Source organism: Desulfocucumis palustris (assembly GCF_002933875.1).
Classification (GTDB): Bacteria; Bacillota; Desulfotomaculia; order Desulfotomaculales; family Desulfocucumaceae; genus Desulfocucumis; species Desulfocucumis palustris.
The window spans coordinates 13,284-36,725 of record NZ_BFAV01000130.1 but is presented as its reverse complement, the minus strand read 5'-3'; the positions used below and the strand labels follow the sequence as shown (position 1 = coordinate 36,725).

Sequence of the window (23,442 nt, the reverse complement as noted above, 5' to 3'; positions counted from 1 at the left end):
ATCAGAAAAAGGGCTGTTAAAGCCCTTTTTTTGCTGTCCGGAAAAAGGTTGTTTTAATATTCCCTGCGCCGGGAGCGCTCAGGAAATCTTTTTTAGTCCGTGACGTAACGATGTCAGGTATTCATGTACCAATGCCATGGAGGTGTTTAATATCCTGCCCGGTTTAATGCCCGCTTTTTCCGCCGCTTCCAGGGCGTTTTCAAAATTGCCCACACCGAAACAGCTGTGCGCGTCGCTGTTAATCGAGATCATGGTTTCATATCTGGCCGCTATTCGCGCCATCTGGTTGCAGCGGGGGGTGCTGCCAGGGCGGCTGAGATAGAAAGAGCTGTTGTTGATTTCCAGGGCTTTGCCGGCCGCTTTGGCGGCCTGGGCGATTTTTTCCAGGTCAACTGGAAATTCGGGGTTGCCGGGGTGGGAGATTATATGGACGTAAGGGTTGTTGATGGCCGCGATAAGAGCCCCGGTATTTTGCTCCACTGTGCCTTCCTGGTAGCCCGTATCGGCGTGGAATCCGGCCAGTACAATGTCCAGGCCGTGCAACAGGCGAACCGGCATGTCCAGATTTCCGCTGCCATCGATAATATTGGCCTCGACTCCTTTTAATATTTCCACCCCGTAAATACTGGGCGGCAGTCCTGCAATCTGGCTGAAATAGTATTCGTGGGGGCCGCCGGGCATGTTAATGCCGTGATCGGTTATGGCGATCATCTTAAGCCCCATGAAGGAAGCATATTCAGCCATTTCCCTGACAGTGCTGAAGGCGTGGCCGCTGGCAATGGTATGTGTGTGCAGATCGGCTTCCAGCCTCATAAAGATCCCCCTTTCAGAAGTTGGGACATTCCCGGGTGAGAGTGTTAAAGGATGTAATGGTTTTACGTGTCCCGCCCCGGGATTTAAATTTTGCGACACTTGAGAACCGTCCCCTGTCGCATTGTCCCCTGTCGCATTTTGGGCGGGTGTGCCTTTTTCCTTAATATAGGACGGCAATGTTAAATGAAAAGGTGTTATTATTTTAGCAATTGGTTAATTTTATGCTCTCCCCATGCCGGCGTACTGAAAACCCAGACTTTTTATCTTATGGGGGTCCAGACAGTTCCTGCCGTCCAGTATTACCCTGGGGGGGCTCATTATTTTCCAGGCTTTTTCCCAGTCCATATCCAAAAATTCCCGCCATTCAGTGGTTATAACCGCGGCATGACTGGATGTCAAAGCGGCCAGGGGATCCCCGCACAGCGTGAATTCAGGCAGCGGGCCGGCGTTTTGGCGCAGTACGGCCATGGGGTCGTAGGCGGTTACTTCCGCCCCTTCGTCCCCCAGCATGCGGATTATGTCAAGAGAGGGGGATTCCCGGGTATCGTCGGTGCCGGGCTTAAAGGAAAGCCCCAGTATGGCGATTTTTTTCCCGCAAAGGGAGTCCAGCAGCCGTGACAGCTTTCTTACCGCCAGTATGCGCTGGCGGGCATTGACCTCTATCACGGCTTTTAACAGGTTAAAGGTGTGCCCGTTCAGGGTTGATATAAAGTCCAGCCCCTTGGTATCCTTGGGGAAGCAGGAGCCGCCGTAGCCCAGACCCGCCTGCAGGAAGCTGCCGCCAATGCGGCCGTCCATTCCCACCGCCCGGGCCACGGGGATAATATCGGCGCCCACCAGTTCGCAGAGGTTTGCTATTTCGTTTATAAAAGAGATTTTTGTGGCCAGAAAGGCGTTGGAGGCGTACTTTACCATTTCCGCGCTGGATATGTCCATCACGCAAAAAGGGGCCTCTATATCACTGTACAGACTTTTTACCGTTTCCACCGCCTCCGGGGTTTCGGCGCCCACCACGATTCTTTCCGGCTGGTACCAGTCCTTTACCGCCCTTCCCTCCCGTAAAAATTCCGGATTGGAAACATAGGCGATCTTCCCGCTTTTTTGGAATAAGAAGCGTTTCTGCAGCTGCAGGCCCAATCCTGGCGGTACGGTGCTTTTCATTATAAGGGTAACCGGTTCCGTTGCCAGTTCCGATATGTCCGTCATCACCCCAAATATTTGTCCAAGGTCCACTTTTCCGTCGGGCCGGGAGGGAGTTCCCACCGCCACAATAATTATTTCAGTATTTTTTATGCTTTCTATTTCAGTGGAAAAGCTGAGTTTTCCGCCTTTAACACCCCTGGCCAACAAATCTCCCAGGCCTTCCTCGTAAAATGGCAATAAGCCGCCGGCAAGCATTTCGCACTTGGAGCGGTCATGTTCGACGCATTTAACCCGGTGGCCCGAATTGGCAAGGCAGCAGGCGGCCACCAGGCCCACATACCCGGCCCCTATTACCGAAACAAGCATACGGCTCCATCTCCCGTCACTGTGGTTTATAAGTTTTGGGGACATTCCCGCAGGAAATTGTTATAAGGCATGATTTTTAACTTTCCCGCCGGGAAGGTGTGTCTTCAAACCTTAAGGATAAAGGATAAAGTTTAAATATTGACGGGGTCCGGGATAAATTTTTATTAATTTCAGGTAACAGTGAAAAAGGCCGCCTACTGGCAGCCTTCCACGGTTAACTCCCTGATCAATTTGGTCAGGGCCCTTTTTTCTATGCGGGATACGTACGAACGGGAGATTCCCAGTTTGCGGGCTATTTCCCTCTGGGTTTTTTTGGTGCCGTCGTCCAGTCCGAAGCGCATCACCAGAACTTTTTTTTCGCGCCGGCCCAATCTTTCTATTTTTTCCAGAAGAAGCTTTTGTTCAAAATTTTGTTCCGCCATTTCCGATACCACTTCGGCATGGGTGCCCAGTATTTCTATAAGGGTTATTTCGTTGCCTTCCCGGTCAACCCCGATGGGATCGTACAGAGAGATTTCCGAACGCATCTTTTTTGTATAGCGCAGGTGCATTAATATTTCAATTCCAATGACATTGATACAACGGAAAAATTATGTAATGGCTATATTCAGCAATCGTCCTGCCGGAGTATTACAGTGATTTGGCTGTTGTTTTTCCGGGGTCTGCCGGTGAGCAGCAAATCCGACAACACCAGCCGGAGCAGCGCTTTCTTTTCATTGAAACTTAATTCGTCCAGGCCGGACAGCACCCTGGCCGAAGCCGTCCGCAGCCTTTCGTCTTCCAGGGGACCGGCGTCCACAATCAGGGTTTCCAGACGGTCTCTGCTTTCTTCCAGGTGGTCTTTGTATCTCAACAATTGCTCCAGCCGGTTTTTTATATCGTCGTCAAGATTGATAATCCCGGCGGCCAGGGCGTCCAGCAGGGCCTTCCGGCCCCTGGCCGTTTCTTTGAGCTGTTTATTTATTCCGGCCAGCTCCTTTTTTAATTGATTTCCGGCGGGGATAAGGGAGCGGGTTTCCCGGGCCAGGGCAAGGGGATCGCTGAGTTTTTTTTTGACTTGTTGCCAGACAGCCTGCTCCAGGGGCTCCGCCGGAATAAATTTGGCCGGCCGGCAGCAGGCATCCTTATTACTGTGACTGCTCCGGCAGGTATACCGCCGCTCCGGCTTTCCCCACCAGTGGACAAGACAGCCGTGCATGGGCAATAAGCAGTCGCCGCAGGTTACCAGGCCGGAAAGCAGGTAGCGGCTTCTTCCCCGGGAATAGACTCTGCCTGCCCGGGCCATTTTTTCCTGCGCCCTGTTCCATATATCCGGTCCGATAATGGCCGGAACCGGGATGATGATAACCTGGCCGGGGGAGCGGGGCAGTCCGGTGTGACGGTCAAATTTTCCATATCGCCATTGTCCCTTGTAAACCGTATTGCCGAGGATTTGACGGATCACCTGGCGGTGCCAGCGGGGGACCCTTCTTCTGGTGGGAATCCCCATTTTATTCAGTCTTTCGGCTATGCCAAGGATGCCGATATCCTCTTCGGTATACCAGGTGAATATATTGCCCACCACCCGGGCCTCCTCCGGCTTTATGGATACATTGCCGGTCTCCGGGCGGTAGTCGTAGCCAAATACGTCAAAATTCACCGGAATGCCGCCCTGCCTGGCTTTTTGTTTTTTTCCCCTGGACATGCGCTCTCTTATTTTTTCCCTTTCGTATTCCGCCACGGCTCCTTTAATTGAATAAAAAAGCCTTCCCTCCGGGGTATCCTTCCATTCGAAATCCAGAAATTCAATGCGAACGCCGTGTTTTTCAAACTCCTCGGACAGCAGCAGCTGGTGCGCCAGCCTTCGGGAAAGACGGTCCGGGTCCCTGATAATCAGGCAGTCAATCCGGTTTGTTCCAATCGCTTCCCTCAAATCCGACAGGGCCGGCCGCTCCAGGGTCGACCCGGAAACCCCTTCATCGCAAAATTCCAGTATCTCCCTTCCTCCCAGTTCCATGGCCCGTTTGCCGCAGGCCTCCCTTTGCTCCGCCAGGCTGTAGCCGTGCCTGGCCTGATCCTCCGTGCTTACCCGGATATAAATGGCTGTCCTCATTGTTAAGACGCTCCAATTCCTCTATAACTTTTATTGCCAGAAGGCGGTATGCGGCTTCCAGCCAGTTTTTTTTAATATTAATACCGAGTACTGCTCCCTGTCCCGTTTTATCCCCGGACATCAAACATCCCCCCCTGTATTAAGCCTATGCCCCGGGATCTTGTCCGAAAACCCGGTTTAAGCGGTGTAAAGAGCTATTTTATAATGAGGCGGACTATTAACGCAGGAGAAATATAATCCAACAGCGAACAATAACAAAAATTGATAAAATTCTATGTTATAAGCTTGAGGGGGAGCAAGGTGAGTAATCCAGCACTTTTAGGGATTATAGTCAAGGCTTTGTCCGGCGTGGACCTCTTCAACGGTCTGCCGGCGGCTATTCTGGAAAAAATGGCCGAACTGGCGAAGGTTACTCAATATAAAAAGAACGCTCTGATTTTTAAAGAGGGCGATAAAGGCGACAGCATTCACATAGTGGTTAACGGCCGGGTAAAAATACGCAAAAGAATTTCCGACACCGAAGAAACCGTCTTATATATCGCCGGTGCCAGTGACATGTTTGGGGACATGGCCCTGATGGACGGGCTGCCCAGGTCGGCCGATGCCGTGGCGCTGGAGGATACCGTTCTTTTTTACATAGAGCGGACGGTCTTTCTTCATTTTTTAAGATCCAACCCCGACGCGGCCCTGAAGCTCCTGGAAACCATGAGCCTGCGGGTGCGGGAAACCAACAATATGCTGGTAAATGTAATAGAGAGTTACACCAGGTCCCCGGAAGCCTCCCAGACAACGCCGAAAAAGCCGGTTATATCCAATGAAGGACCGGTGCTTAAAGAAAAAACCGAAGATTTTGCCCCGGGCGGGGAAGAATACAAGGTCGAAGAGAAAACGGGGAATTATGTTGAAAACACCCTGAAATGGACCTACAGCAAGAAGTTCATCTGTCCGCTGTGCGCCAAGGAAAGTCCGTCCCTGGTGGCAAAAACCGACTGCGTGCAGGAGGAGAGCGTGGATACGGATATGTGCACCCGCTATCGGCTGGTCAACCCAACCTTTTACTATGTGGTTGTTTGCCGGCACTGCGGGTATGCCTTCCCCGAGAGTTCAATGGAAAGATTACGGCCCGCCAAGGCCAGGCTGGTTGGCCAGCAGCTGCCTCAGGTCCGTTCGCAACAGGATTTTTCGGGGGTCAGGACCATTGACGAGGCCATATCAACCTATCGTCTGGCCATAACCTGTCAGAACCTGGCGGGGGCTAAAAACGCTGTGATGGGCAGGCTGTATATGCTGCTGAGCTGTCTCTGCCGGCAGAAGGAGATGCAGAAAGAGGAAAAGGATTGTATGAAACAGGCCCTGGAGTACCTGGAAAAGGCCTATAATTACGAGACTTCCGCAGATCCCAGGGCCGAGTTGAACCTGATATATCTGATAGGCGAGTTGTACGGCCGCCTGGGAAGACCCGGAAAGGCGGTGGAGTGGTTCAAACAGATTGTAATCCACCCCCACAGGGAATCAAACCCATATATTGTGAATATGGCCAGGAGCAGGTGGCAGGATTTTAAACAGCGGAAAATGAACAATTAACTCTTTGCCCGACCGCGTAAGATTGCCTTAATACCAAATTATTACGTTGCGGAAAAGTCATTAACATTTCATTTTCTATGCATCTGGCGGCGTATGTTGCCAGTCGGGTACCGCGGTCCGGCTTGAAGCTGTTGATGCCTTTGATAAGCCCTATGGTGCCGATGGAGATTAAATCATCGGTTTCTTCATTATTACTGTCAAATTTTTTCACAATATGGGCTACCAGGCGCAGGTTGTGCTCGGTTAAAATAGCCCGGGCCTTTTCATCCCCCTGTAGGAGCAAGGATATATATTTGGCCTCCTCATCTTCCGACAGGGGTCTGGGGAACGTGTTGTTGGCCATGTAGGAAACCAGCAATGTTATCCCGTTGATTACCGATAATATTAATAACGACCATAACCCGCATATCATAGCGCACCCTCCCCTAAAGCTGCTATAAATACTATGGGCTCCGGGGGTTTTGGGTGCATGTCCGGCCGGTTGTGGAGAGAACTTAAAGTGGAGTGGGACAATGATACTGGTTCAGTACGGTATAGGAGAGACCCAAAGACTGATAGCCATGTTGACAGGAGCGGGTTACCGGGTGGCGGCGTCGGTGAAGACCGAGTATGGCGGGGAGCTTGCCGGACGGGGAGGAGCGGAGGAAATTGTTTTTCTTCCGGAAAATCAGCCGGAAATATCCCAACTGCTGCGAAATAAAGGTGTATCCCTGGTGGTGGACGCCAGCCATCCTTTTAAAAACCCATTATCCCAGTTGCTGGGCGCGGCCTGTTCCGAAACCGGGATACCCTGCTTGAGGTTTTACCGGAAGGAAACTAAAATCCCCGCTAATAATCTTGTTTATTGTGTATATTCCTGGGAAGACGCCGCCAGGAGGGCGGCGGAGCTCGGGGAAACCATTTTTCTCACCACCGGCAGCAATAATCTGGACGTTTTTTTAAAATGTCCGGCTTTGAAAAATAAACGGCTGGTGGTGAGGGTTCTTCCGGAATACAGGGTTATAAAAAAGTGCCAGGATATGGGGATTTATCCCAGGGATATTGTTGCCCTGCACGGCCCCTTTTCCGTTAAATTCAACAAAGCCATGTTTCAGGCCTATAAGGCCGGGGTTATAGTTACCAGGGACGGCGGGTCCGCCGGCGGCACGGAAACTAAAATCACGGCGGCCCTGGCCCTTAAAATACCGGTGGTGCTGATAAAAAGGGAGCAGCCGCTAAAACCCGGAGCGCCGGAAACCTGTGAACAGGTATTGGAATGCGTGAGGAAAATTCTGGATAGCAGCCGAATGGAATGATACAGATGAACTCCGTAACCGGGGTGGTGTTGGCCGGCGGTAAAAGCGGCCGCATGGGTACCGACAAGGCGGTTTTAAATATAGGCGGACGAAGTATGCTGGACCGGGTGATGCATGAACTTTTCCGGCTTTTTGACCAGGTGCTGCTGGTGACCGGGGAGGCTGATCAGCGCGGTTATCCCGGTGTTCGGGTTATCCGGGACATATATCCCGGGTGCGGCCCGCTGGGGGGTATACACGCCGGACTAAAGGCGGCCGGCACTCCGTATATTTTCGTTACAGGCTGCGACATGCCCTTTGTCCGGGCTGAACTGATGGCATGCCTGTTAGACCATGCCCCGGGCTACGACCTGGTAATACCAAGGAAAGGGGAATATGTTGAGCCGCTTTTCGCGGTTTACGGCAAGGGCTGCATTGGGCCGGCGGAAAATATGCTGAGGGAAAAAAAGTATAATATAAGGGGCTTTTTCCCGGAAGTAAGGGTAAAATATATTGACAGGAAGGAAATGGAACAATGCGCCGGTTCCGACAGGTGCTTCATCAATGTGAATACTCCTGAGGAACTGGCGGAGGCCAGGCGCATGTCGGAAGACGGGGAGGTTTAATTTGTTTCGGAAACTTTTATATCCCAACCTGTATGTGGGCTCTGTTCATCATATTGATATCGACAGCCTGGCGGTTATGGGTATTCGCGGGCTGCTTTTCGATCTGGACAATACGGTTGTGCCAAGGGATGTGGATGATTTTTCCGCTGAAATAAAGGATTGGTTCGGCAGACTTGAAGCCAGGGGCTTTAAAATGTGTTTCGTATCGAACAACGGTCCCAGAAGACTTCAAAACCTTACCGGAGCATTGGGACTGCCCTTCGTCTGCCGGGCGGTCAAACCCCGAAAAAAACCCTTTCTCAAGGCTATGGAAACCATCGGCACATCCCAAAAGGAAACAGCGGTTATTGGTGACCAGATATTTACAGATATACTGGGAGGCAACAGGCTGGGATTGTTTACAATTCTGGTTACCCCCATGCCCGGAAAGGAATACTGGGCTACGGAACTTATCAACCGCAGGCTTGAAAGATTTATTATTAAAAGACTTAAACGGAATCCGCCTGCCGGCTGCGGGGAGGTGTGACAATTAATGATACACATCGACGGGACCGTCAGGGTATGCGGCCTGTTTGGCGACCCGGTGGCCCATTCTTTTTCCCCGGCCATGCATAACGCCGGGTTCAGGGAACTGGGCCTGAACTGGGCATACATTCCCTTCCGGGTAACCGCGGACAATCTGGCTGCCGCCGTGGACGGGGTAAGAGCCCTGGGCATGGCCGGTGTTAATATAACGGTTCCCCACAAGCAGGCGGTGCTGGGCTGCCTGGACCACATAACGGAGGAAGCCGCGCTGATCGGGGCGGTGAACACCGTGGTGAACAGGCAGGGACTTCTCTGGGGCTACAATACCGACGGGCCGGGTTTTATCCGGGCGCTGGCCGAGGATGCCGGATTTAGCGTTTCAGGCAGGAGGGCGTTAATTCTCGGGGCCGGCGGGGCGGCCCGGGCTGTGGCCGTATCCCTGGCCCTGGCCGGCGCCTCGGGTATAATTATAGCCAACCGCTCACCGGGCAAGGCCCGGGAGTTGGCCGAACTTGTCAGAAGTAAAACAGGCTGTCCGGCGGGGGTATTGGGAACCTATCCTCAGCCAGGCAGCGGTTCAGCTCCGGAAAAAGAGTGGCAAGAGGCGGTTGGCGGTTCCGCCCTGGTGGTGCAAACCACCACCCTGGGCATGCACCCGAACCAGGATACTTTGCCCCCATTTCCCTATCATTTGCTGGGCCCCGGGCATCTGGCGGTGGATCTGGTTTACAATCCCCGGCAAACATTGTTTTTAAAACGGTGCGCCGGCCGGGGCGCCGGTGTCAGCAGCGGGCTGGGCATGCTTTTGTACCAGGGAGTGCAGGCCTTTGAAATGTGGACCGGGGTGCGGGCCCCGGTGGAACGGATGAGAAAAATATTAAAAGGGTGTGTGTCCTAATGATTCGTTTTCTTACTGCCGGGGAATCCCACGGGCCGGCCCTGACCGCCATAGTGGACGGCCTGCCGGCGGGAGTGCCGGTAACCGGGGAGTATATAGATGTTCAGTTGAAAAGGCGGCAGGGGGGCTACGGCAGGGGCGGCCGGATGAAAATTGAAAATGACCGGGCGGTTTTGCTGTCCGGCGTCAGGGGCGGGTACACCCTGGGCTCTCCGGTTTGCCTCAGAATAGAGAACAGGGATTGGAGCAACTGGCAGAAAATTATGGATCCCGGTCCCGGGGCAATACTTACCGAGAGGGTTGTTACCAGACCCAGGCCCGGACATGCCGACCTGTCCGGCGCTATAAAGTACGGCCACAGGGATATGCGCAACGTGCTGGAGCGCTCCAGCGCCAGGGAGACGGCCGCCCGGGTGGCGGCCGGGACTTTGGCCAGGCGACTGCTGGAAGAACTGGGTGTGCGGGTGGTTGGCATGGTAACCGCCATCGGGAAGGTGGCCTCAGCCGGGATTGAAGCAACACCGGAGCAGCTGGAGGAAAGGGTGGCGGCTTCGGAGCTGTATTGCCCGGACCCGCTGGCTGAGAATAAAATGATGGAAGCCATAGACTCCGCCAGGGAATCCGGGGATTCCCTGGGAGGGGTTTTTGAAATAAGGGTTTTTGGCCTGCCCCCGGGTATAGGCGGGTATGTCCAGTGGGATCAGAGGCTGGATGGCCGGCTGGCGGGAGCGCTGATGGGCATTCAGGCCATTAAGGGTGTTGAGGTGGGCCTGGGTTTTGCCGGGGCGGCCATGCCCGGTTCCAGGGTGCATGACGATATTTATTACAGCCCGGAAATGGGCTTTTACAGGGAGAGCAACGGAGCGGGCGGCATTGAAGGCGGCATGACCAACGGGGGGACCGTTGTGGTCAGGGCGGCCATGAAGCCGATTCCCACCCTTTACAAACCAAAGCAGAGTGTGGACATAGCCACCAAGGAGCCCTTTACGGCGTCGGTGGAAAGGTCCGATATATGCGCCGTCCCCGCCGCCTGTGTGGTGGGTGAGGCGGCGGCTGCCTGGGAGTTGGCCCGGGCGGTGCTGGAAAAATTTGGGGGGGACACCCTGGAAGAAATTAAACAAAGATGGTCACTCTACCTGGAAAGGGTCGGGCGGTTTTAATACCTTTTTTTCGCTGCCCCGCCGGGGGATGGGAGGCTGTGATGAAAAATATTGTATTAATCGGTTTTATGGGCACGGGCAAGACTACGGTGGGACGGCGCCTGGCCTTGCGTCTGGGGCTGGAATTTATTGATACCGACGCGGAAATAGAAAGGGTGGCTGGGAAAACCATACAGGATATATTTGCCCGCCACGGGTTAATACGGTTTCGCTCCGAGGAAGCCCTGGTGATTAAAAGGCTGTCGCTTCAGGGGGGAAGGGTTGTCGCCACCGGGGGCGGGGCCGTGCTTGACTCTAAAAATGTGGACAGTCTTAAAAAAAACGGCGTGCTGGTAAGGCTGACCGCCCCCCCGGAGGTAATAGTGCAAAGGGTTGGGAAAAGACGCAACCGCCCCCTTTTAAACCATGGGGGAGCCCTGCTGGAGACAGTGCAAAGGTTAATGCGGGAAAGAGAGGAAATATACGGTCAGGCCGCGGACTTCACCGTGGATACCGGGGCTTTGTCCAAGGATGAAACGGTGGAAAGGATTGTATCCTTTTTAAGAAAGGATGTTGATTAATTGTCTGAAATAACAGTGGGCCTTGGGGACAGAAGTTATAACATATTCATCCGTCCCGGATGTTTAAACTCCCTGTGCGACGGCCTGAAAAAATTCAACTTCAGCCGCAGGCTGCTGCTTGTAAGCAACCCCACGGTATACGGCCTGTACGGGGGGGCGCTGTTTAAAAGCCTGGTTGGCGCCGGCTTCGAGGTGGTGGTGGGCGAGGTTCCGGATGGGGAGGAGCACAAAAGTCTTTTCCAGGCGGAAAGGCTTTATGATCTGGCCTTTTCCAGGGAACTGGACCGGCGTTCTCCGGTGCTGGCCCTGGGCGGAGGGGTGATAGGCGATCTGGCCGGCTTTGTGGCTGCCACTTATTTAAGGGGTGTGCCCTTCGTGCAGATACCCACCACGCTGCTGGCCCAGGTTGACAGCAGCGTGGGCGGAAAGGTGGCTGTCAACCACCCGGCGGGGAAAAACATCATCGGGGCTTTTTACCAGCCGGTGGCGGTGTTTACCGACCTGAACACCCTTTTAACCCTGGATCCCAGGGAAATACGCTCGGGACTGGCAGAGGTTATAAAGTACGGGGTTATTGCGGATGACGGTTTTTTCACCTGGCTGGAGGACAATATCGAAAGGGTCCTGGGGCTGGAAGCCGGCGCCATGGAATATGTGGTGGAAAAATCCTGCCGGATCAAGGCTCTGGTGGTGCAGTCCGACGAGACCGAACAGGGCCTCCGGGCAATTTTAAATTTCGGGCATACCATCGGACACGCCGTGGAAGCCCTTACGGAATACAAGACTTACCGCCACGGGGAGGCTGTGTCCCTGGGCATGGCGCTGGCAGCTGAACTGGCGGCTAATATTGGCATGCTGGAGCAATCGACGGCTGAAAGGATTGAAAAGCTGCTGGTTAGGGCCGGCCTTCCGGTAAAGCTTCCTTTAAATATGGACAGGGAGCGGATAATAGATTTGCTGAGGCGGGACAAAAAGGTTATTTCCGGAGCGCTGACCTTCGTACTTCCCACCGGAATAGGCAGGGTGGAAATTGTCAGGGATGTTTCCGGCAAGGATATAGCCGGAGCTTTAAAGGGTTAACGGCAGGTGGATAGCATGGCAGGGGAGTATTTCTTCGAAAAAACAGAAATTGATTTGGGGGAGTCCCCGGAGTTTTCCCTGTTGCCGGATATCCACCAATTCCGCCCCGGCGATGCCGATATGTCGGGGTTGTTCAACTTTATTGTGAATGGGGCGCTGGGGGCAAGGGCCACGGATGTCCACCTGGAGCCCGGGCCCCGGGGATTGAAGATTCGCTTTAGAATTGACGGATTGCTGCTGGAAGCCGGGGTGCTTGCCGGTGAAACAAGCCTTCCCCTGGTGTCCGCGGTAAAAATAATTTCCGGAATGGATATTGCCCAGAGCAGATTGCCCCAGGACGGCAGGGCGACCATAAGTTATAGGGAGCGCCGGATAGATTTGAGGGTTTCCACCCAGCCCACCATTGAGGGCGAGAGGGTGGTTATTCGCCTGCTGGACAGGCACGGACCCCTGTTGGAACTGGACAGGCTGGGGTTTTCCGCCGGCAACATGAAAAAAATCAGGCGGATGATGTCGGGCAATGGGTTGCTGCTGATTACCGGTCCCACCGGAAGCGGCAAAACCACAACCATGTATGCCATGCTGAAATCTTTGCGAAACGGCCACAGCAATATTATGACGGTGGAAGACCCGGTGGAATACGTGCTGGAAGGCGTTAATCAAACCCAGGTCAATACCAGGGCGGGACTTGATTTTACGGTGGGACTGAGGGCCGTGCTGAGGCAGGATCCGGACATCATCATGGTGGGAGAAATCAGGGACAGGGAAACCGCCGATTTGGCCGTCAGGGCCGCCGGTACGGGCCATCTGGTGCTGAGCACCCTGCACACCGGGGATGCCGCCGGGGCGCTGACCAGGCTTTTGGAAATGGGTATTGAGCCCTACCGGGTGTCTTCCTCGCTGATAGGGGCTGTGGCCCAGCGTTTGTGCAGGGTCAGGTGCGGACGATGCGCGGTGGCAAGCGGGGATTGTCAAAATCCGGAGCCCGCCGGGGGATGCCCTGATTGCGGCGGCACGGGCTACAGGGGGCTGGTGGGGATCCAGGAAGTTTTGCTGGTGGACGACCCTGTCAGGGAGCTATTGGCAAAGGGCGTCTCGTCCAGGGAAATCAGCAAGGCGGCCATGGACAGGGGAATGGCCACTTTATTCGGGGACGGCATGGAAAAGGTGGAGAGAGGTCTGACCACCGCCCGGGAAGTAAGGAGAGTTACAGGCAGGGAGTAGTTTCCTGCCGGTGAAAAATGAAAGTGAAATTTAAGCCGGGGGGTGCCCCCGGCTTTATAATGAATTTACTGCCGCTTTAAGCCCATATCTTCAAGGTGTTTTGTTAAAAGATCGGTGTTAATCCTGTAACCGGCGTCCTCCAGGATAGTTTCCCCGTTAATATTAATTATAACGCCCGGTACGGTTTCATCATACCGGTAACTGGTGCTCACCTGCTCTCCAAAGTACCACTGTAATAGTGCCTCTACAAATTTGTACTGGTGCGACAATTGACTCCGGACCGAAGTACAGCCTTCAGGCGGTCAGCCGGGTTTACCAAAGTTGTTGGGGGGAATGCTTCCTGTAATTTCAACATTGACTTTCAAGGGCCTCAACCTTTCCATTGTTATTTCCCGGCAATTGTTTTACCGCCGGCTGCCCGGCGGTATTTTTGCGCCGGGAAAATTTTAATATTTACGCACATTTCCCCCCCCGGTTAAATCAAATAATAACAGGATAAACCGCGGGGCAAATATTTTTGCCATGTTGAGATGTAAAAGCGCATAGTTTTAATTATGTTGGATAGGAAAGGAGTGTATTGGGATTGCGCTTTTATGTTTTCAACAGGCGAACGCTTAAAAGAAAAATACTGTATATGACTTTAGCCGCCATGTTGTTTGGAGGGGGGCTGGTATCATTGTACAACAGCCGCACTCAGCCTGTCATGGGGCAACCGGTGTATCACGGGGACAGCCGCTATAAGGAAATTGCCCTGACCTTCAATGTTTTCTGGGGAGAGGAGTATATTCCCGGGCTGCTGGACATCCTAAAGGAAAATAATGTTAAGTCAACTTTTTTTATGGGGGGGACATGGGTTAAAAAATTTCCTGATTTAACCAAAAAAATTCACCTCCAGGGCCATGAAATAGGCAGTCACGGTTATTCCCACCCGCATCCGGATAGTCTTTCAAAATCCGCCAATATAAAGGAGATTGAAAAAGCCGAAGGGGTGATTTACGAGGCTATCGGCGTAAGGACCGATTTATTCGCCCCTCCTTACGGAGAAAGGGGGCCCGCGGTTTTGCAGGCGGCCCAGGAAGCCGGTTATACCACTATCCTTTGGTCGGTGGATACCATTGACTGGCAACGGCCCGACCCCGGCACAATAGTGGCGAGGGTTGTCCAGAAGGCGGAAAGCGGCTCAATAGTGTTGATGCATCCCACGGAACCCACGGTAAAGGCATTGCCGGAAATTATAAAAGGGCTCCGGGAAGAGGGTTATTCCTTTGTAACGGTATCCGGCATGCTGGAGCATATGCGGACGGAAAGCGCCGGTTTCCGGCAATAAAAGTAATATAAAGCATTTTATTTTAATATTTTGGAGGAAATGGCTGTTTAATAGCGAAGTTTTAACGCTTAAACATAGTTGCGCTAAATCGAGGAGGCTCTTAATGATTCGAAAAATCACGCTGGAAAACGGAGTGACCCTGTTAACAGAGGATGTTTCTCACGTTCGCTCGGTGGCGGTGGGAGTTTGGGTAAATGTGGGCTCAAGGGATGAAGATATTTCCGTGAGCGGCATTTCCCATTTTATAGAGCATTTGATGTTCAAGGGCACGGAAAAGCGTACCGCCAAACAAATTGCCGAGGCCCTGGACGCGGTGGGAGGGCAGTTGAACGCCTTTACCACCAAGGAGTATACATGTTATTACGCCAAGGTTCTTGACGAGCATTTTGACCTGGCCCTGGACGTGCTTACCGACATGATTTTTGGTTCCCGTTTCGCCTCTCCGGACATCGACAGGGAAAAGAATGTAATAATAGAGGAAATAAAAATGTACGAGGACGCCCCGGATGAACTGGTGCATGATGTTTTCACCAGCACCCTGTGGCAGGGCCACGCCCTGGGCAGGCCCATCATCGGGCAGGCGGAGGTCATCGGGGGAATGACCCGGGATGATATAATAGCCTATTATTCAAAACACTATATTCCCGCCAACATGGTGATTTCCGTGGCCGGAAACATCGACCATGACGCTGTGGGGGAAAAGATAAAGAGGGCTTTTGATAAAGTGCGGGGAACCGTTGTTCCAAGGATTTTAACGGAGCCGTCTCCGAAGAGGGAAATAACCTGCAGGAGCAAGGATACCGAGCAGGTCCATATTTGTGCCGGCGCCCCGGGACTGCCGCTGGATCACGAGAATATTTACGTGTTTCAGCTGGTCAACACCATATTGGGCGGAGGATTAAGTTCAAGACTGTTCCAGGAAATCAGGGAACAGCGGGGCCTGGTGTATTCTGTTTATTCTTATCACAGTTCATATCATGATGCCGGGCTGTTCTGCATTTACGCGGGACTGTCCAAACAAAACCTGGAACCGGCCATGGATCTGATAATTAAAGAGGTAAGGGATATACAGAAAAACGGTGTTACCGAAGTGGAACTTCGCCGGGCCAAGGACCAGCTGAAGGGTAATCTGCTTTTAAGTCTGGAAAGCGTTAACACCCGCATGAGCAGGCTGGGCAAGTCCCAGCTTTATCTGGGCAAGGTTGTTCCGCCGGAGGATATCGTGGCCAGGGTGGAAAAGGTGTCAGGCAATGATATAATCAAGCTGGCCAATGAGATGCTGCGTCCCGAGCTGTTTTCCATAGCCAGCGTGGGGCCGTGGGATGACTGCAAGCTATTGGAGAATGCGGTGGGCAGGGCCTCTTCATGAGCACAATGTATAAAAATCCCGGTGTTCAACGCCGGGATTTTTTATTGGGCGCGCCATACCTCCGGGGAAATTATGTCCTTCTTTTTCTTTTTTTGGCTTCCCGGCGGCATAAATTCCATCCCTGTCCAATATAATTCTACCGGGGGTGGGACAATGTATATCAGTTCAATTATTTTTGCGCTGGTGGTGCTGGCCTTTGTGGTTTTATCGTTAAGGGAGCGGATAAGGATTAAAGCGCTGAAGGAAAGGGCCTGGGACGGTTCTGAAACCAAATCATCCCCTTTGTCCCAGGCGTTGTCCAACCTGATCGGCACAGCGGGGGGAATTTACCTTTCTTTGGTGATGCTGTTTTCCTTTATGGAAATTCAAACCCCTGAAAGAATCGGCTTCCTTAAAATACAACTGGAGCCTCTGGCCACACTGTCCTTTGTGCTGGCTATTTTTCAGCCCTTTTTACTCAGGCTGTGGCAGTTGAAACAGAGATTTTAGGGGTCGTAAATCCGGGGATACCGGACAACTCCTCATTACTTGCGAGGTGATTGACGTTGCGTATGGCGGAACTTGCAGGCAAGGAGATTATTAACATCTTCAACGGCGCCAGGCTGGGTGTTATAGGGGAAAGCGACATGGCTATCGATACCGAATCAGGGCATGTGAGATCGATTATTATTCCCCGCCGAAATAATATTGTTAACTTCTGGGTGGACCGGCAGCATATGGTGATTCCCTGGGAATCAGTGAAGAAGATTGGCCATGAAGTGATTATAGTGGATATTGACCAGGCCAATCTTAATTTTCACCGCTATTCGGTTTAAAGAACAATCCCGTAAAGGAAAAACCTCTACGGGATTTATTTTTAATCTGCCGGGTGCCGGCCTGATAGAATGGCACACTAACAGCGGTTTAATGAATACGGTGTATTAGCTGGTTGTTTAAAATGCATCTTGTGGTGATTAATTTGATTTTAACCATTACTTTCCGGATTGTCTGAGGCAGGGAAGTGCATATGTATTTTCTGCTTATTGTATACAATAAGGATAATTAAATTTAATATATTTTAAAAAAACGGTATATACCCGGGCAATTTTTTCCTTCCCGGGAATTGTAAACGGAAAAAGGTCTAAAACCGTGTTTCCGCTTAACCTGTAAATATGCCGGGATGTCCAATTTTTCTTGACATATTAAAATCAATATATGAAAATTAAGGTTGTACTTACTTTACCATGTATCACTACAACCCATAGCAATATATAAAATTAATATAAATTCAGGAAGGAGGAAAGAACGGCGTTTAGCTTTTTTCAAGCGCCGGTTGCCAATGATTAATGTTCTGGTAAACGGAGCCGCCGGCAGGATGGGCCGGGAGGTTCTTAAAACCATCTGGAATGCCGATGACACTGAGCTTATGGCCGCGGTTGATCCCCAGGCCGCCGGGGAGGACGCGGGGGTGCTGATGGGTATCGGCTCCATCGGCATGGAGGTTAAATCCGACCTGACATCGGCTCTGGAGAGCGCCAGGCCCGATGTGATGGTGGACTTTACCACTCCCGGCACGGTATATGGAAATACAATGATAGCCCTGGAGAGAAGGGTCAGGCCTGTGGTGGGCACCACGGGGTTTAACCCGGAGGAAATTCAAAGAATAAAGGATACCTCCACTAAATTCCGGACAGGTTGCATAGTCGCTCCCAACTTTGCCATAGGCGCTCTGCTGATGATGCGTTTTGCCGCCGAGGCTTGCAAATACTTCCCCAATGTTGAGATCATTGAACTGCACCACGACCAGAAGCTTGACGCGCCTTCCGGCACAGCTGTAAAAACAGCCGAATTAATTACCGGAATGAGGGGAGAGTTCAAGCAGGGTTCGCCTCTGGAAGTGGAGAAAATACCCGGAGCAAGGGGAGGAGAGTTTGAGGGCGGCATTCGTATTCACAGTGTGCGTTTGCCCGGCTTTGTGGCCCACCAGGAGGTGCTTTTCGGGGGGCTGGGGCAGACTTTAAGCATCCGTCATGACTCCATTTCCCGGGAATCCTTCATGCCCGGAGTGCTGCTGGCGGTGCGGCGGGTAATGGGATTGGAAGAGGCTGTGTACGGATTGGAGAATATCATATTTGAACGGTGAAGTATCCGGATTAAATTATAAAATGTAATACAACCGGTGGCAAAATTCCCAATTTTAAAGGATATCCGTATTGCGCACCACTCACCACCCAGGTTCATATATTGGTGGTAAAATATGAACGAAGGTCAAGAGGAGGTTGCCGGTCATGCAGCCGGACCTGAATGGGGTCACTGTGGCCGTGCTGGGCGGCGACGCCAGGGAGACAATCCTGGCGGAGCGGCTGGCGGCTTTGGGAGCCACCGTTAGGGTGGTGGGGTTACCCGTCAATAAAAAGGAAAATATCATTCTGTGCAGGAATCCGGCTGAAGGGCTGGAGGGAGTTGACGCCGTTATACTGCCGGTACCCGGCATTAACGACCAGGGCCGGCTGTATACGGCTTATCCCGACCGCCCATTAATACTGTCGGAGGAAATGCTGGCCTCCCTTTCACCGGGTACACCGGTATTCGTAGGTGTGGCCAAACCGCTGTTAAAGAAAATGGCGGCCGGAGCCGGAGTAACATTGATAGAAATAATGGAAATTGACGAGGTGGCTATACTTAACTCCATTCCTTCCGCGGAGGGCGCCGTTCAGATTGCCATGGAAAAAACCCCGATTACCATTCATGGCAGCAAATCCGTGGTGCTGGGATTCGGCAGGACGGCTGTGACTCTGGCCAGAATGCTGAAAGCACTGGGAGCAAAAACAACCGTGGTGGCCAGGAATACCGCCGCCAGGGCCAGGGCTGCGGAAATGGGTCTGGAAGCCGTGGACTTCGCAGCTCTGCCTGGAGTGCTGGGCTCTGCTGAAATTATATTCAATACCGTTCCGTTCATGGTACTTGATGAAGAAGTACTGAACCTTATTCCCCGGGAGGCGCTTATTATCGATATTGCTTCGGTGCCGGGGGGGACGGATTTTTCAGCGGCCAAAAAGCTGGGGCTCACGGCAATTCACGCCCTGGGCCTGCCGGGTAAGGTGGCTCCCAAAACCGCCGGCAACATATTGGCCGGGGTGGTTCCCAGGCTGCTGGCTGAGCGTCTGGCCCGGAAACTCAACTGACTTTCGACAACACGGAGGTGCTGTCGTGTGAGGTTGAAGGATTTAAAAATTGGGTTTGCTTTAACCGGATCCCACTGTACCCTTGACGAAGTTATTGTACAGGTACAAAAACTGATTGATGAAGGTGCGGAAATTTTTCCTATTATCAGCCAGGCGGTGGATCAGACCGACACCCGGTTTGGAACCGCGGATAAATGGAAGGAACAATTTGCGGGTATAACCGGAAGAACTGCTGTCAGCAGCGTTGTTGGGGTGGAGCCGGTGGGGCCCGAAAAAATGTTCGACCTGCTGGTGATTGCCCCATGTACCGGAAATACCCTGGCTAAATTGGCCAATGCCATTACCGACGGTCCGGTGCTAATGGCCGCAAAAGCCCATTTACGCAACCAAAAGCCGGTGGTGCTGGCCATATCCACCAATGACGGCCTTGGACTGAACGCCAAAAATATAGGGCTTTTACTTAATACAAAAAATGTATACATGGTTCCCTTCGGCCAGGATAGCCCGTCGGGCAAGCCAAATTCACTCAAGGCTAAAATGGATTTAATCGCGGACACCATATTGACCGCCATGCAGGGCAAACAGATTCAACCGGTCTTGATAGCATACTCTTAAATTAATTTCTCAGGGTGGCGCCGGGAAAAAAACAATATTTTTGGGAGGGATAGTATTTTGTCGCAGAATAAGGAGAGGGAGCATTCCTGTTTGACCGGTGCCTGTCAAGCGGGAATATCCCCCGTAAATGTTGCAATTGTCGGGGCATCCGGTGCGGTGGGCCATGAATTGGTTAAAGTATTGGAAGAGAGAAACTTTCCCGTGGGAGAACTGAGGCTGTGCGCCACGTCCCGCTCAGCCGGAAAGGTGATGAGCTTTAAGGGACAAAGTTTGACCGTGGAGGAAACAACCCCTGACTCCTTTACCGGTATGCAGGTGGCCCTTTTTGCCGGCGGTTCGGCCAGCAAGGAGTTTGGTCCCGCGGCGGTTGAGCGGGGCTGCGTGGTTATTGACAACAGCAGCAATTTTCGGCTTGACCCGGAGGTTCCCCTGGTGGTGCCCGAGGTAAACCCCGGGGATGTAAAATGGCACAAGGGTATCATCGCAAACCCGAACTGTTCCACCATTATCATGGTGGTGGCTTTGAAGCCCATTCATGACGCGGCTGGAATCAAGCGGGTGGTGGTATCCACCTACCAGGCGGTATCCGGGGCCGGGGCCGAAGGTATCGCGGAACTATCCGGCCAGACCGGGGCCATAGTCAATGGCGGCGAATACCCACCGGGTAAATTTCCTTATCAGATAGCCTTTAACCTCATTCCCCATATAGATGTATTCCAGGATATGGACTACACTAAAGAGGAATGGAAAATGGTCAAGGAAACCCACAAAATAATGCATGACAGCAGCATGGGGATTACCGCCACCACGGTTCGGGTGCCGGTTTATCGCAGCCACTCCGAATCGGTCAACATTGAGACCAATAAAAAGCTGACTGCGGAGCAAACCAGGACGATATTGGCACAAGCGCCGGGGATTATTGTGGTTGACGATCCCCGGGAGAAGAAATATCCCATGCCTCTGTTCTGCTCGGATAAGGATGAGGTGTTTGTGGGCCGCATTCGTGAGGATAATTCCATTCCCAGCGGGCTGAACCTCTGGGTGGTGGGGGACCAGATAAGAAAAGGTGCTGCCACCAACGCTGTTCAAATAGCCGAATTACTGGTAAAATACGGATGCCTGCAGGTGTGATTTTTAGATGAGATTCATTATACAAAAATTTGGGGGAACCTCCCTGGTAAGCCAGGAATTGAGGGAGAAAGTCGCGGCCAGAGCCATAGCCGCCAGGGAGGAGGGGGTTACCCCGGTTCTGGTGGTATCAGCCATAGGGAGAGTGAATGACCCCTTTGCCACTGATACTCTAGTTAATTTTGCCAGGCAGGTGCACCGGGAGATTGAATCCAGGGAAATGGACATGCTGATGTCCTGCGGGGAAATAATCTCCGGGGTCATAATGGCCGGCACCTTTCAGAAACTGGGCTATCCCTCGGTATTCTTAAGCGGCCCCCAGGCCGGTATTGTAACGGACAATAGTTTCAGCGACGCCAGGATACTGAAGATAAAACCGGAAAATATAATTAGGCATGCCAGGGAAGGAAAAATAGTGGTGGTGGCCGGTTTCCAGGGCATGACCGAGGACGGGGAGATAACCACCCTGGGACGGGGGGGCAGCGACACCACCGCAGCGGCCCTTGGGGTGGCCCTGGATGCTGAGTTTGTGGATATTTATACGGACGTGGAAGGTATTATGACCGCAGACCCCAGGATAGTGGAAAATGCCAGAATCAGGGAAGTGGTCACCTATGACGAAATCTGTCATCTGGCCCATGAGGGGGCCAAGGTGGTTCATCCCAGGGCTGTGGAAATAGTAATGCAAAAGAATATACCCATGCGGGTGAAGTGCACTTTCAGCAACGCTCCGGGAACTCTTGTCACCAGTACCGGCGAGGTTTTTAAAGGAACCATCGATATAACCCGGGACAGGACCATTACGGGCATAACCCAGATACCAAACCTTACCCAGTTCCGGATTTCCATGGACAACGGCTCCGGAGGCCTTACGGTCAAGCGCCGCCTGTTCAATTCCCTGGCCCTGGCCGGCATCAGCCTTGACTTTATTAATGTTTATCCTGACAGGGTGGTTTTTACGGTCAGGGGTGACATGGCCCAGAAAGTGCTTCAGGTTCTGGAAACCACCGGAATAAACAATGTGGAATATACCGACGGTTGCTCCAAGGTGGCCGCGGTGGGAGCGGGAATGACGGGACTGCCGGGCATTATGGCAGCCATTGTGGATGCGTTGACCAGGGAGGAAATACAGATATTGCAATCCAATGATTCCCACACCACCATCTGGCTGCTGGTTAAGAGGGAGGACATGGAAAAGGCGGTCCGGGCCCTGCACCGGCGGTTTGCCCTGGCGGATTAAATTATTTGTGTCCGGTGTGCCGGGGAGTATCATTTGATAAGGAAGGTGAAAGTCTTGTTTAAAGATTTCGGACGGGTGCTAACCGCCATGATAACTCCTTTTACCAGGGATTTGGCTGTTGATTACAGTGTGGCCAGAAAGCTGGCCCGCCACCTGGTGCAGTCCGGTTCCGACGGTCTTGTGGTATGTGGTACCACCGGGGAGTCACCAACTCTTACCAGGGATGAAAAGCTGGAATTATTTAAAATTGTGGTGGATGAAGTCGGCGGAGAGGCCACTGTAATCGCCGGCACCGGAAGCAACAGCACCATCCCCAGCATCGAGTTGACCCAGGCGGCGGAAAAGGTTGGTGTGGACGGTGTCATGCTGGTATGCCCGTACTACAATAAGCCCTCCCAGGAAGGTTTATACCAGCATTTCAGCGCAATTGCCAAAAGCACCAATCTACCCGTGATGCTTTACAATATTCCCGGCCGGACGGGGGTGAACCTTTTGCCGGCCACTATGGCCAGACTGGCTGAGCTAAACAACATAGTAGCCCTGAAAGAGGCTGCCGGCAGTGTTGACCAGGTCAGCGAATTGCGCCGGATACTGCCCGACGAATTTTCCATATACAGCGGTGACGACTCCATGACCCTTTCCTTTATGGCCCTGGGAGCCAAAGGGATTGTCAGCGTGGTGTCCCATGTGGTGGGGCCTCAAATGAAACAGATGGTGGACGCTTTCACCTCCGGAAACACCACCCTGGCCAAACAACTGCACCTGCAGCTGTACCCGATTTTTAAGGGAATGTTTATCAACAGCAATCCCTCTCCGGTGAAGGCGGCAATGAATATGCTGGGCTGGCAGGTGGGACCCCCGCGTTTGCCCCTGGTGGAGGCCACGGCGGAGGAAAAAGAATTCATCAGAGGATTGCTGGCTGAGAAGAATTTAATATAAACGAAAAGGAAAGAGACCCTAAGGGTCTCTCTTTCGATTATTATATCTTACCTTTTACCGCCTCATGAAGGTTATTTTTATGTACGGGAATATTATAATTGTCCCAACAAAAAATACATAATGAAGGCCTAGATAAACATAGATCTTGTTTTTGCCCGTTCAGGTTGTTGGTGACGGCAAAATTTATTATAATATTTACCATAGGTTTTTGAACGGCTTTTTGGTTGCAGTCCATAACCGCCAATATTTCCCACCTTCTCCTGGAATGCTCACCGAAATAGTATCGTCTCTAACTGAAATCAAACTTTTGACTTG

General features: G+C 52.3%; 25 protein-coding genes. 19 read left to right on the top strand and 6 right to left on the bottom strand.

Features of this window, described 5'->3' with window-relative positions; genetic code table 11:
* Positions 1–78: 78 nt before the first annotated feature.
* The 4 genes from DCCM_RS11285 to DCCM_RS11270 form a co-directional block, all read right to left on the bottom strand.
* Positions 79–813: a phosphatase gene (locus tag DCCM_RS11285; RefSeq protein ID WP_104372505.1), complete on the bottom strand. Its 735-nt coding sequence runs from the start codon at positions 811–813 to the stop codon at positions 79–81.
* A 219-nt stretch (positions 814–1,032) separates the two neighbouring features.
* The gene (locus tag DCCM_RS11280) at positions 1,033–2,322 is read right to left on the bottom strand and encodes a UDP-glucose dehydrogenase family protein (RefSeq protein WP_165792123.1); all 1,290 of its coding nucleotides are present in this window, start codon (positions 2,320–2,322) and stop codon (positions 1,033–1,035) included.
* Between the two features lie 194 nt (positions 2,323–2,516).
* A complete protein-coding gene (locus tag DCCM_RS11275) occupies positions 2,517–2,873 on the bottom strand; it encodes a sigma-70 family RNA polymerase sigma factor (RefSeq protein WP_104372503.1) in 357 nt (118 codons plus the stop codon).
* Between the two features lie 56 nt (positions 2,874–2,929).
* Positions 2,930–4,414, bottom strand: a complete 1,485-nt coding sequence (locus tag DCCM_RS11270; RefSeq protein ID WP_104372502.1) for a recombinase family protein — start codon at positions 4,412–4,414, stop codon at positions 2,930–2,932.
* 300 nt (positions 4,415–4,714) lie between these two features.
* Here DCCM_RS11270 and DCCM_RS11265 point away from each other — a divergent pair, with 300 nt between their 5' ends.
* Positions 4,715–5,998: a DUF2225 domain-containing protein gene (locus DCCM_RS11265; protein WP_128739144.1), complete on the top strand. Its 1,284-nt coding sequence runs from the start codon at positions 4,715–4,717 to the stop codon at positions 5,996–5,998.
* On the opposite strand, the gene DCCM_RS11260 is transcribed toward DCCM_RS11265, so the two are convergent.
* Complete coding sequence (locus DCCM_RS11260) at positions 5,973–6,410, bottom strand: sigma-70 family RNA polymerase sigma factor (protein ID WP_104372500.1); 438 nt, start codon at positions 6,408–6,410, stop codon at positions 5,973–5,975. The genes DCCM_RS11265 and DCCM_RS11260 overlap by 26 nt on opposite strands.
* A 100-nt stretch (positions 6,411–6,510) precedes the next feature.
* On the opposite strand from DCCM_RS11260, the gene cobK reads away from it, so the two are divergent.
* The 8 genes from cobK to DCCM_RS11220 are packed head-to-tail and all read left to right on the top strand — an operon-like array spanning position 6,511 to position 13,345.
* Positions 6,511–7,293: a precorrin-6A reductase gene (cobK, locus tag DCCM_RS11255; RefSeq protein ID WP_104372499.1), complete on the top strand. Its 783-nt coding sequence runs from the start codon at positions 6,511–6,513 to the stop codon at positions 7,291–7,293.
* Entirely contained in the window at positions 7,290–7,898 is a 609-nt protein-coding gene (mobA, locus tag DCCM_RS11250) for a molybdenum cofactor guanylyltransferase (RefSeq protein WP_104372498.1), read from the top strand. Before cobK ends, mobA begins: the two co-directional genes overlap by 4 nt.
* 1 nt (position 7,899) lies before the next feature.
* The gene (locus tag DCCM_RS11245; protein ID WP_104372497.1) at positions 7,900–8,424 is read left to right on the top strand and encodes a YqeG family HAD IIIA-type phosphatase; all 525 of its coding nucleotides are present in this window, start codon (positions 7,900–7,902) and stop codon (positions 8,422–8,424) included.
* A gap of 6 nt (positions 8,425–8,430) precedes the next feature.
* Entirely contained in the window at positions 8,431–9,321 is an 891-nt protein-coding gene (locus DCCM_RS11240) for a shikimate dehydrogenase (RefSeq protein WP_104372496.1), read from the top strand.
* The gene (gene aroC, locus DCCM_RS11235) at positions 9,321–10,481 is read left to right on the top strand and encodes a chorismate synthase (protein WP_104372495.1); all 1,161 of its coding nucleotides are present in this window, start codon (positions 9,321–9,323) and stop codon (positions 10,479–10,481) included. The genes DCCM_RS11240 and aroC overlap by 1 nt, the downstream gene beginning before the upstream one ends.
* A gap of 41 nt (positions 10,482–10,522) precedes the next feature.
* Entirely contained in the window at positions 10,523–11,041 is a 519-nt protein-coding gene (locus tag DCCM_RS11230; RefSeq protein WP_104372494.1) for a shikimate kinase, read from the top strand.
* The gene (gene aroB / locus DCCM_RS11225; RefSeq protein WP_104372493.1) at positions 11,042–12,121 is read left to right on the top strand and encodes a 3-dehydroquinate synthase; all 1,080 of its coding nucleotides are present in this window, start codon (positions 11,042–11,044) and stop codon (positions 12,119–12,121) included.
* 15 nt (positions 12,122–12,136) lie between these two features.
* A complete protein-coding gene (locus tag DCCM_RS11220) occupies positions 12,137–13,345 on the top strand; it encodes a GspE/PulE family protein (protein ID WP_104372492.1) in 1,209 nt (402 codons plus the stop codon).
* 65 nt (positions 13,346–13,410) lie between these two features.
* Here DCCM_RS11220 and DCCM_RS18325 read toward each other — a convergent pair whose 3' ends face one another.
* Entirely contained in the window at positions 13,411–13,614 is a 204-nt protein-coding gene (locus DCCM_RS18325; protein ID WP_128739143.1) for a hypothetical protein, read from the bottom strand.
* Between the two features lie 314 nt (positions 13,615–13,928).
* On the opposite strand from DCCM_RS18325, the gene DCCM_RS11215 reads away from it, so the two are divergent.
* The 10 genes from DCCM_RS11215 to dapA all read left to right on the top strand — a co-directional run bounded on the left by DCCM_RS11215 (position 13,929) and on the right by dapA (position 23,127).
* Complete coding sequence (locus DCCM_RS11215; RefSeq protein WP_231702749.1) at positions 13,929–14,672, top strand: polysaccharide deacetylase family protein; 744 nt, start codon at positions 13,929–13,931, stop codon at positions 14,670–14,672.
* Positions 14,673–14,775: 103 nt separating this feature from the next.
* A complete protein-coding gene (locus tag DCCM_RS11210; protein ID WP_104372491.1) occupies positions 14,776–16,041 on the top strand; it encodes a M16 family metallopeptidase in 1,266 nt (421 codons plus the stop codon).
* Positions 16,042–16,194: 153 nt separating this feature from the next.
* The gene (locus DCCM_RS11205) at positions 16,195–16,530 is read left to right on the top strand and encodes a hypothetical protein (protein ID WP_104372490.1); all 336 of its coding nucleotides are present in this window, start codon (positions 16,195–16,197) and stop codon (positions 16,528–16,530) included.
* Between the two features lie 56 nt (positions 16,531–16,586).
* Positions 16,587–16,856: a YlmC/YmxH family sporulation protein gene (locus tag DCCM_RS11200; protein WP_104372489.1), complete on the top strand. Its 270-nt coding sequence runs from the start codon at positions 16,587–16,589 to the stop codon at positions 16,854–16,856.
* Positions 16,857–17,359: 503 nt separating this feature from the next.
* The gene (gene dapB, locus DCCM_RS11195) at positions 17,360–18,163 is read left to right on the top strand and encodes a 4-hydroxy-tetrahydrodipicolinate reductase (RefSeq protein ID WP_104372576.1); all 804 of its coding nucleotides are present in this window, start codon (positions 17,360–17,362) and stop codon (positions 18,161–18,163) included.
* Between the two features lie 145 nt (positions 18,164–18,308).
* Complete coding sequence (dpsA, locus tag DCCM_RS11190; RefSeq protein ID WP_104372488.1) at positions 18,309–19,205, top strand: dipicolinate synthase subunit DpsA; 897 nt, start codon at positions 18,309–18,311, stop codon at positions 19,203–19,205.
* A 27-nt stretch (positions 19,206–19,232) separates the two neighbouring features.
* Positions 19,233–19,820, top strand: coding sequence for a dipicolinate synthase subunit B (locus DCCM_RS11185; RefSeq protein WP_104372487.1), 588 nt, complete (start codon positions 19,233–19,235; stop codon positions 19,818–19,820).
* Between the two features lie 114 nt (positions 19,821–19,934).
* Positions 19,935–20,951, top strand: coding sequence for an aspartate-semialdehyde dehydrogenase (locus DCCM_RS11180; RefSeq protein WP_104372575.1), 1,017 nt, complete (start codon positions 19,935–19,937; stop codon positions 20,949–20,951).
* Between the two features lie 7 nt (positions 20,952–20,958).
* Positions 20,959–22,188, top strand: coding sequence for an aspartate kinase (gene dapG, locus DCCM_RS11175; protein WP_104372486.1), 1,230 nt, complete (start codon positions 20,959–20,961; stop codon positions 22,186–22,188).
* 54 nt (positions 22,189–22,242) lie between these two features.
* A complete protein-coding gene (dapA, locus tag DCCM_RS11170; RefSeq protein ID WP_104372485.1) occupies positions 22,243–23,127 on the top strand; it encodes a 4-hydroxy-tetrahydrodipicolinate synthase in 885 nt (294 codons plus the stop codon).
* Positions 23,128–23,442: the final 315 nt, after the last annotated feature.

Coding starts and splice junctions, on each gene's coding strand:
- DCCM_RS11285 (WP_104372505.1), bottom strand. CDS start 813: ATGAGGCTGGAAGCCGATCTGCACACACATACCATTGCCAGCGGCCAC.
- DCCM_RS11280 (WP_165792123.1), bottom strand. CDS start 2,322: ATGCTTGTTTCGGTAATAGGGGCCGGGTATGTGGGCCTGGTGGCCGCC.
- DCCM_RS11275 (WP_104372503.1), bottom strand. CDS start 2,873: ATGCACCTGCGCTATACAAAAAAGATGCGTTCGGAAATCTCTCTGTAC.
- DCCM_RS11270 (WP_104372502.1), bottom strand. CDS start 4,414: ATGAGGACAGCCATTTATATCCGGGTAAGCACGGAGGATCAGGCCAGG.
- DCCM_RS11260 (WP_104372500.1), bottom strand. CDS start 6,410: ATGATATGCGGGTTATGGTCGTTATTAATATTATCGGTAATCAACGGG.
- cobK (WP_104372499.1), top strand. CDS start 6,511: ATGATACTGGTTCAGTACGGTATAGGAGAGACCCAAAGACTGATAGCC.
- mobA (WP_104372498.1), top strand. CDS start 7,290: ATGATACAGATGAACTCCGTAACCGGGGTGGTGTTGGCCGGCGGTAAA.
- DCCM_RS11240 (WP_104372496.1), top strand. CDS start 8,431: ATGATACACATCGACGGGACCGTCAGGGTATGCGGCCTGTTTGGCGAC.
- aroC (WP_104372495.1), top strand. CDS start 9,321: ATGATTCGTTTTCTTACTGCCGGGGAATCCCACGGGCCGGCCCTGACC.
- DCCM_RS11230 (WP_104372494.1), top strand. CDS start 10,523: ATGAAAAATATTGTATTAATCGGTTTTATGGGCACGGGCAAGACTACG.
- DCCM_RS11220 (WP_104372492.1), top strand. CDS start 12,137: ATGGCAGGGGAGTATTTCTTCGAAAAAACAGAAATTGATTTGGGGGAG.
- DCCM_RS11210 (WP_104372491.1), top strand. CDS start 14,776: ATGATTCGAAAAATCACGCTGGAAAACGGAGTGACCCTGTTAACAGAG.
- DCCM_RS11205 (WP_104372490.1), top strand. CDS start 16,195: ATGTATATCAGTTCAATTATTTTTGCGCTGGTGGTGCTGGCCTTTGTG.
- dapB (WP_104372576.1), top strand. CDS start 17,360: ATGATTAATGTTCTGGTAAACGGAGCCGCCGGCAGGATGGGCCGGGAG.
- dpsA (WP_104372488.1), top strand. CDS start 18,309: ATGCAGCCGGACCTGAATGGGGTCACTGTGGCCGTGCTGGGCGGCGAC.
- dapG (WP_104372486.1), top strand. CDS start 20,959: ATGAGATTCATTATACAAAAATTTGGGGGAACCTCCCTGGTAAGCCAG.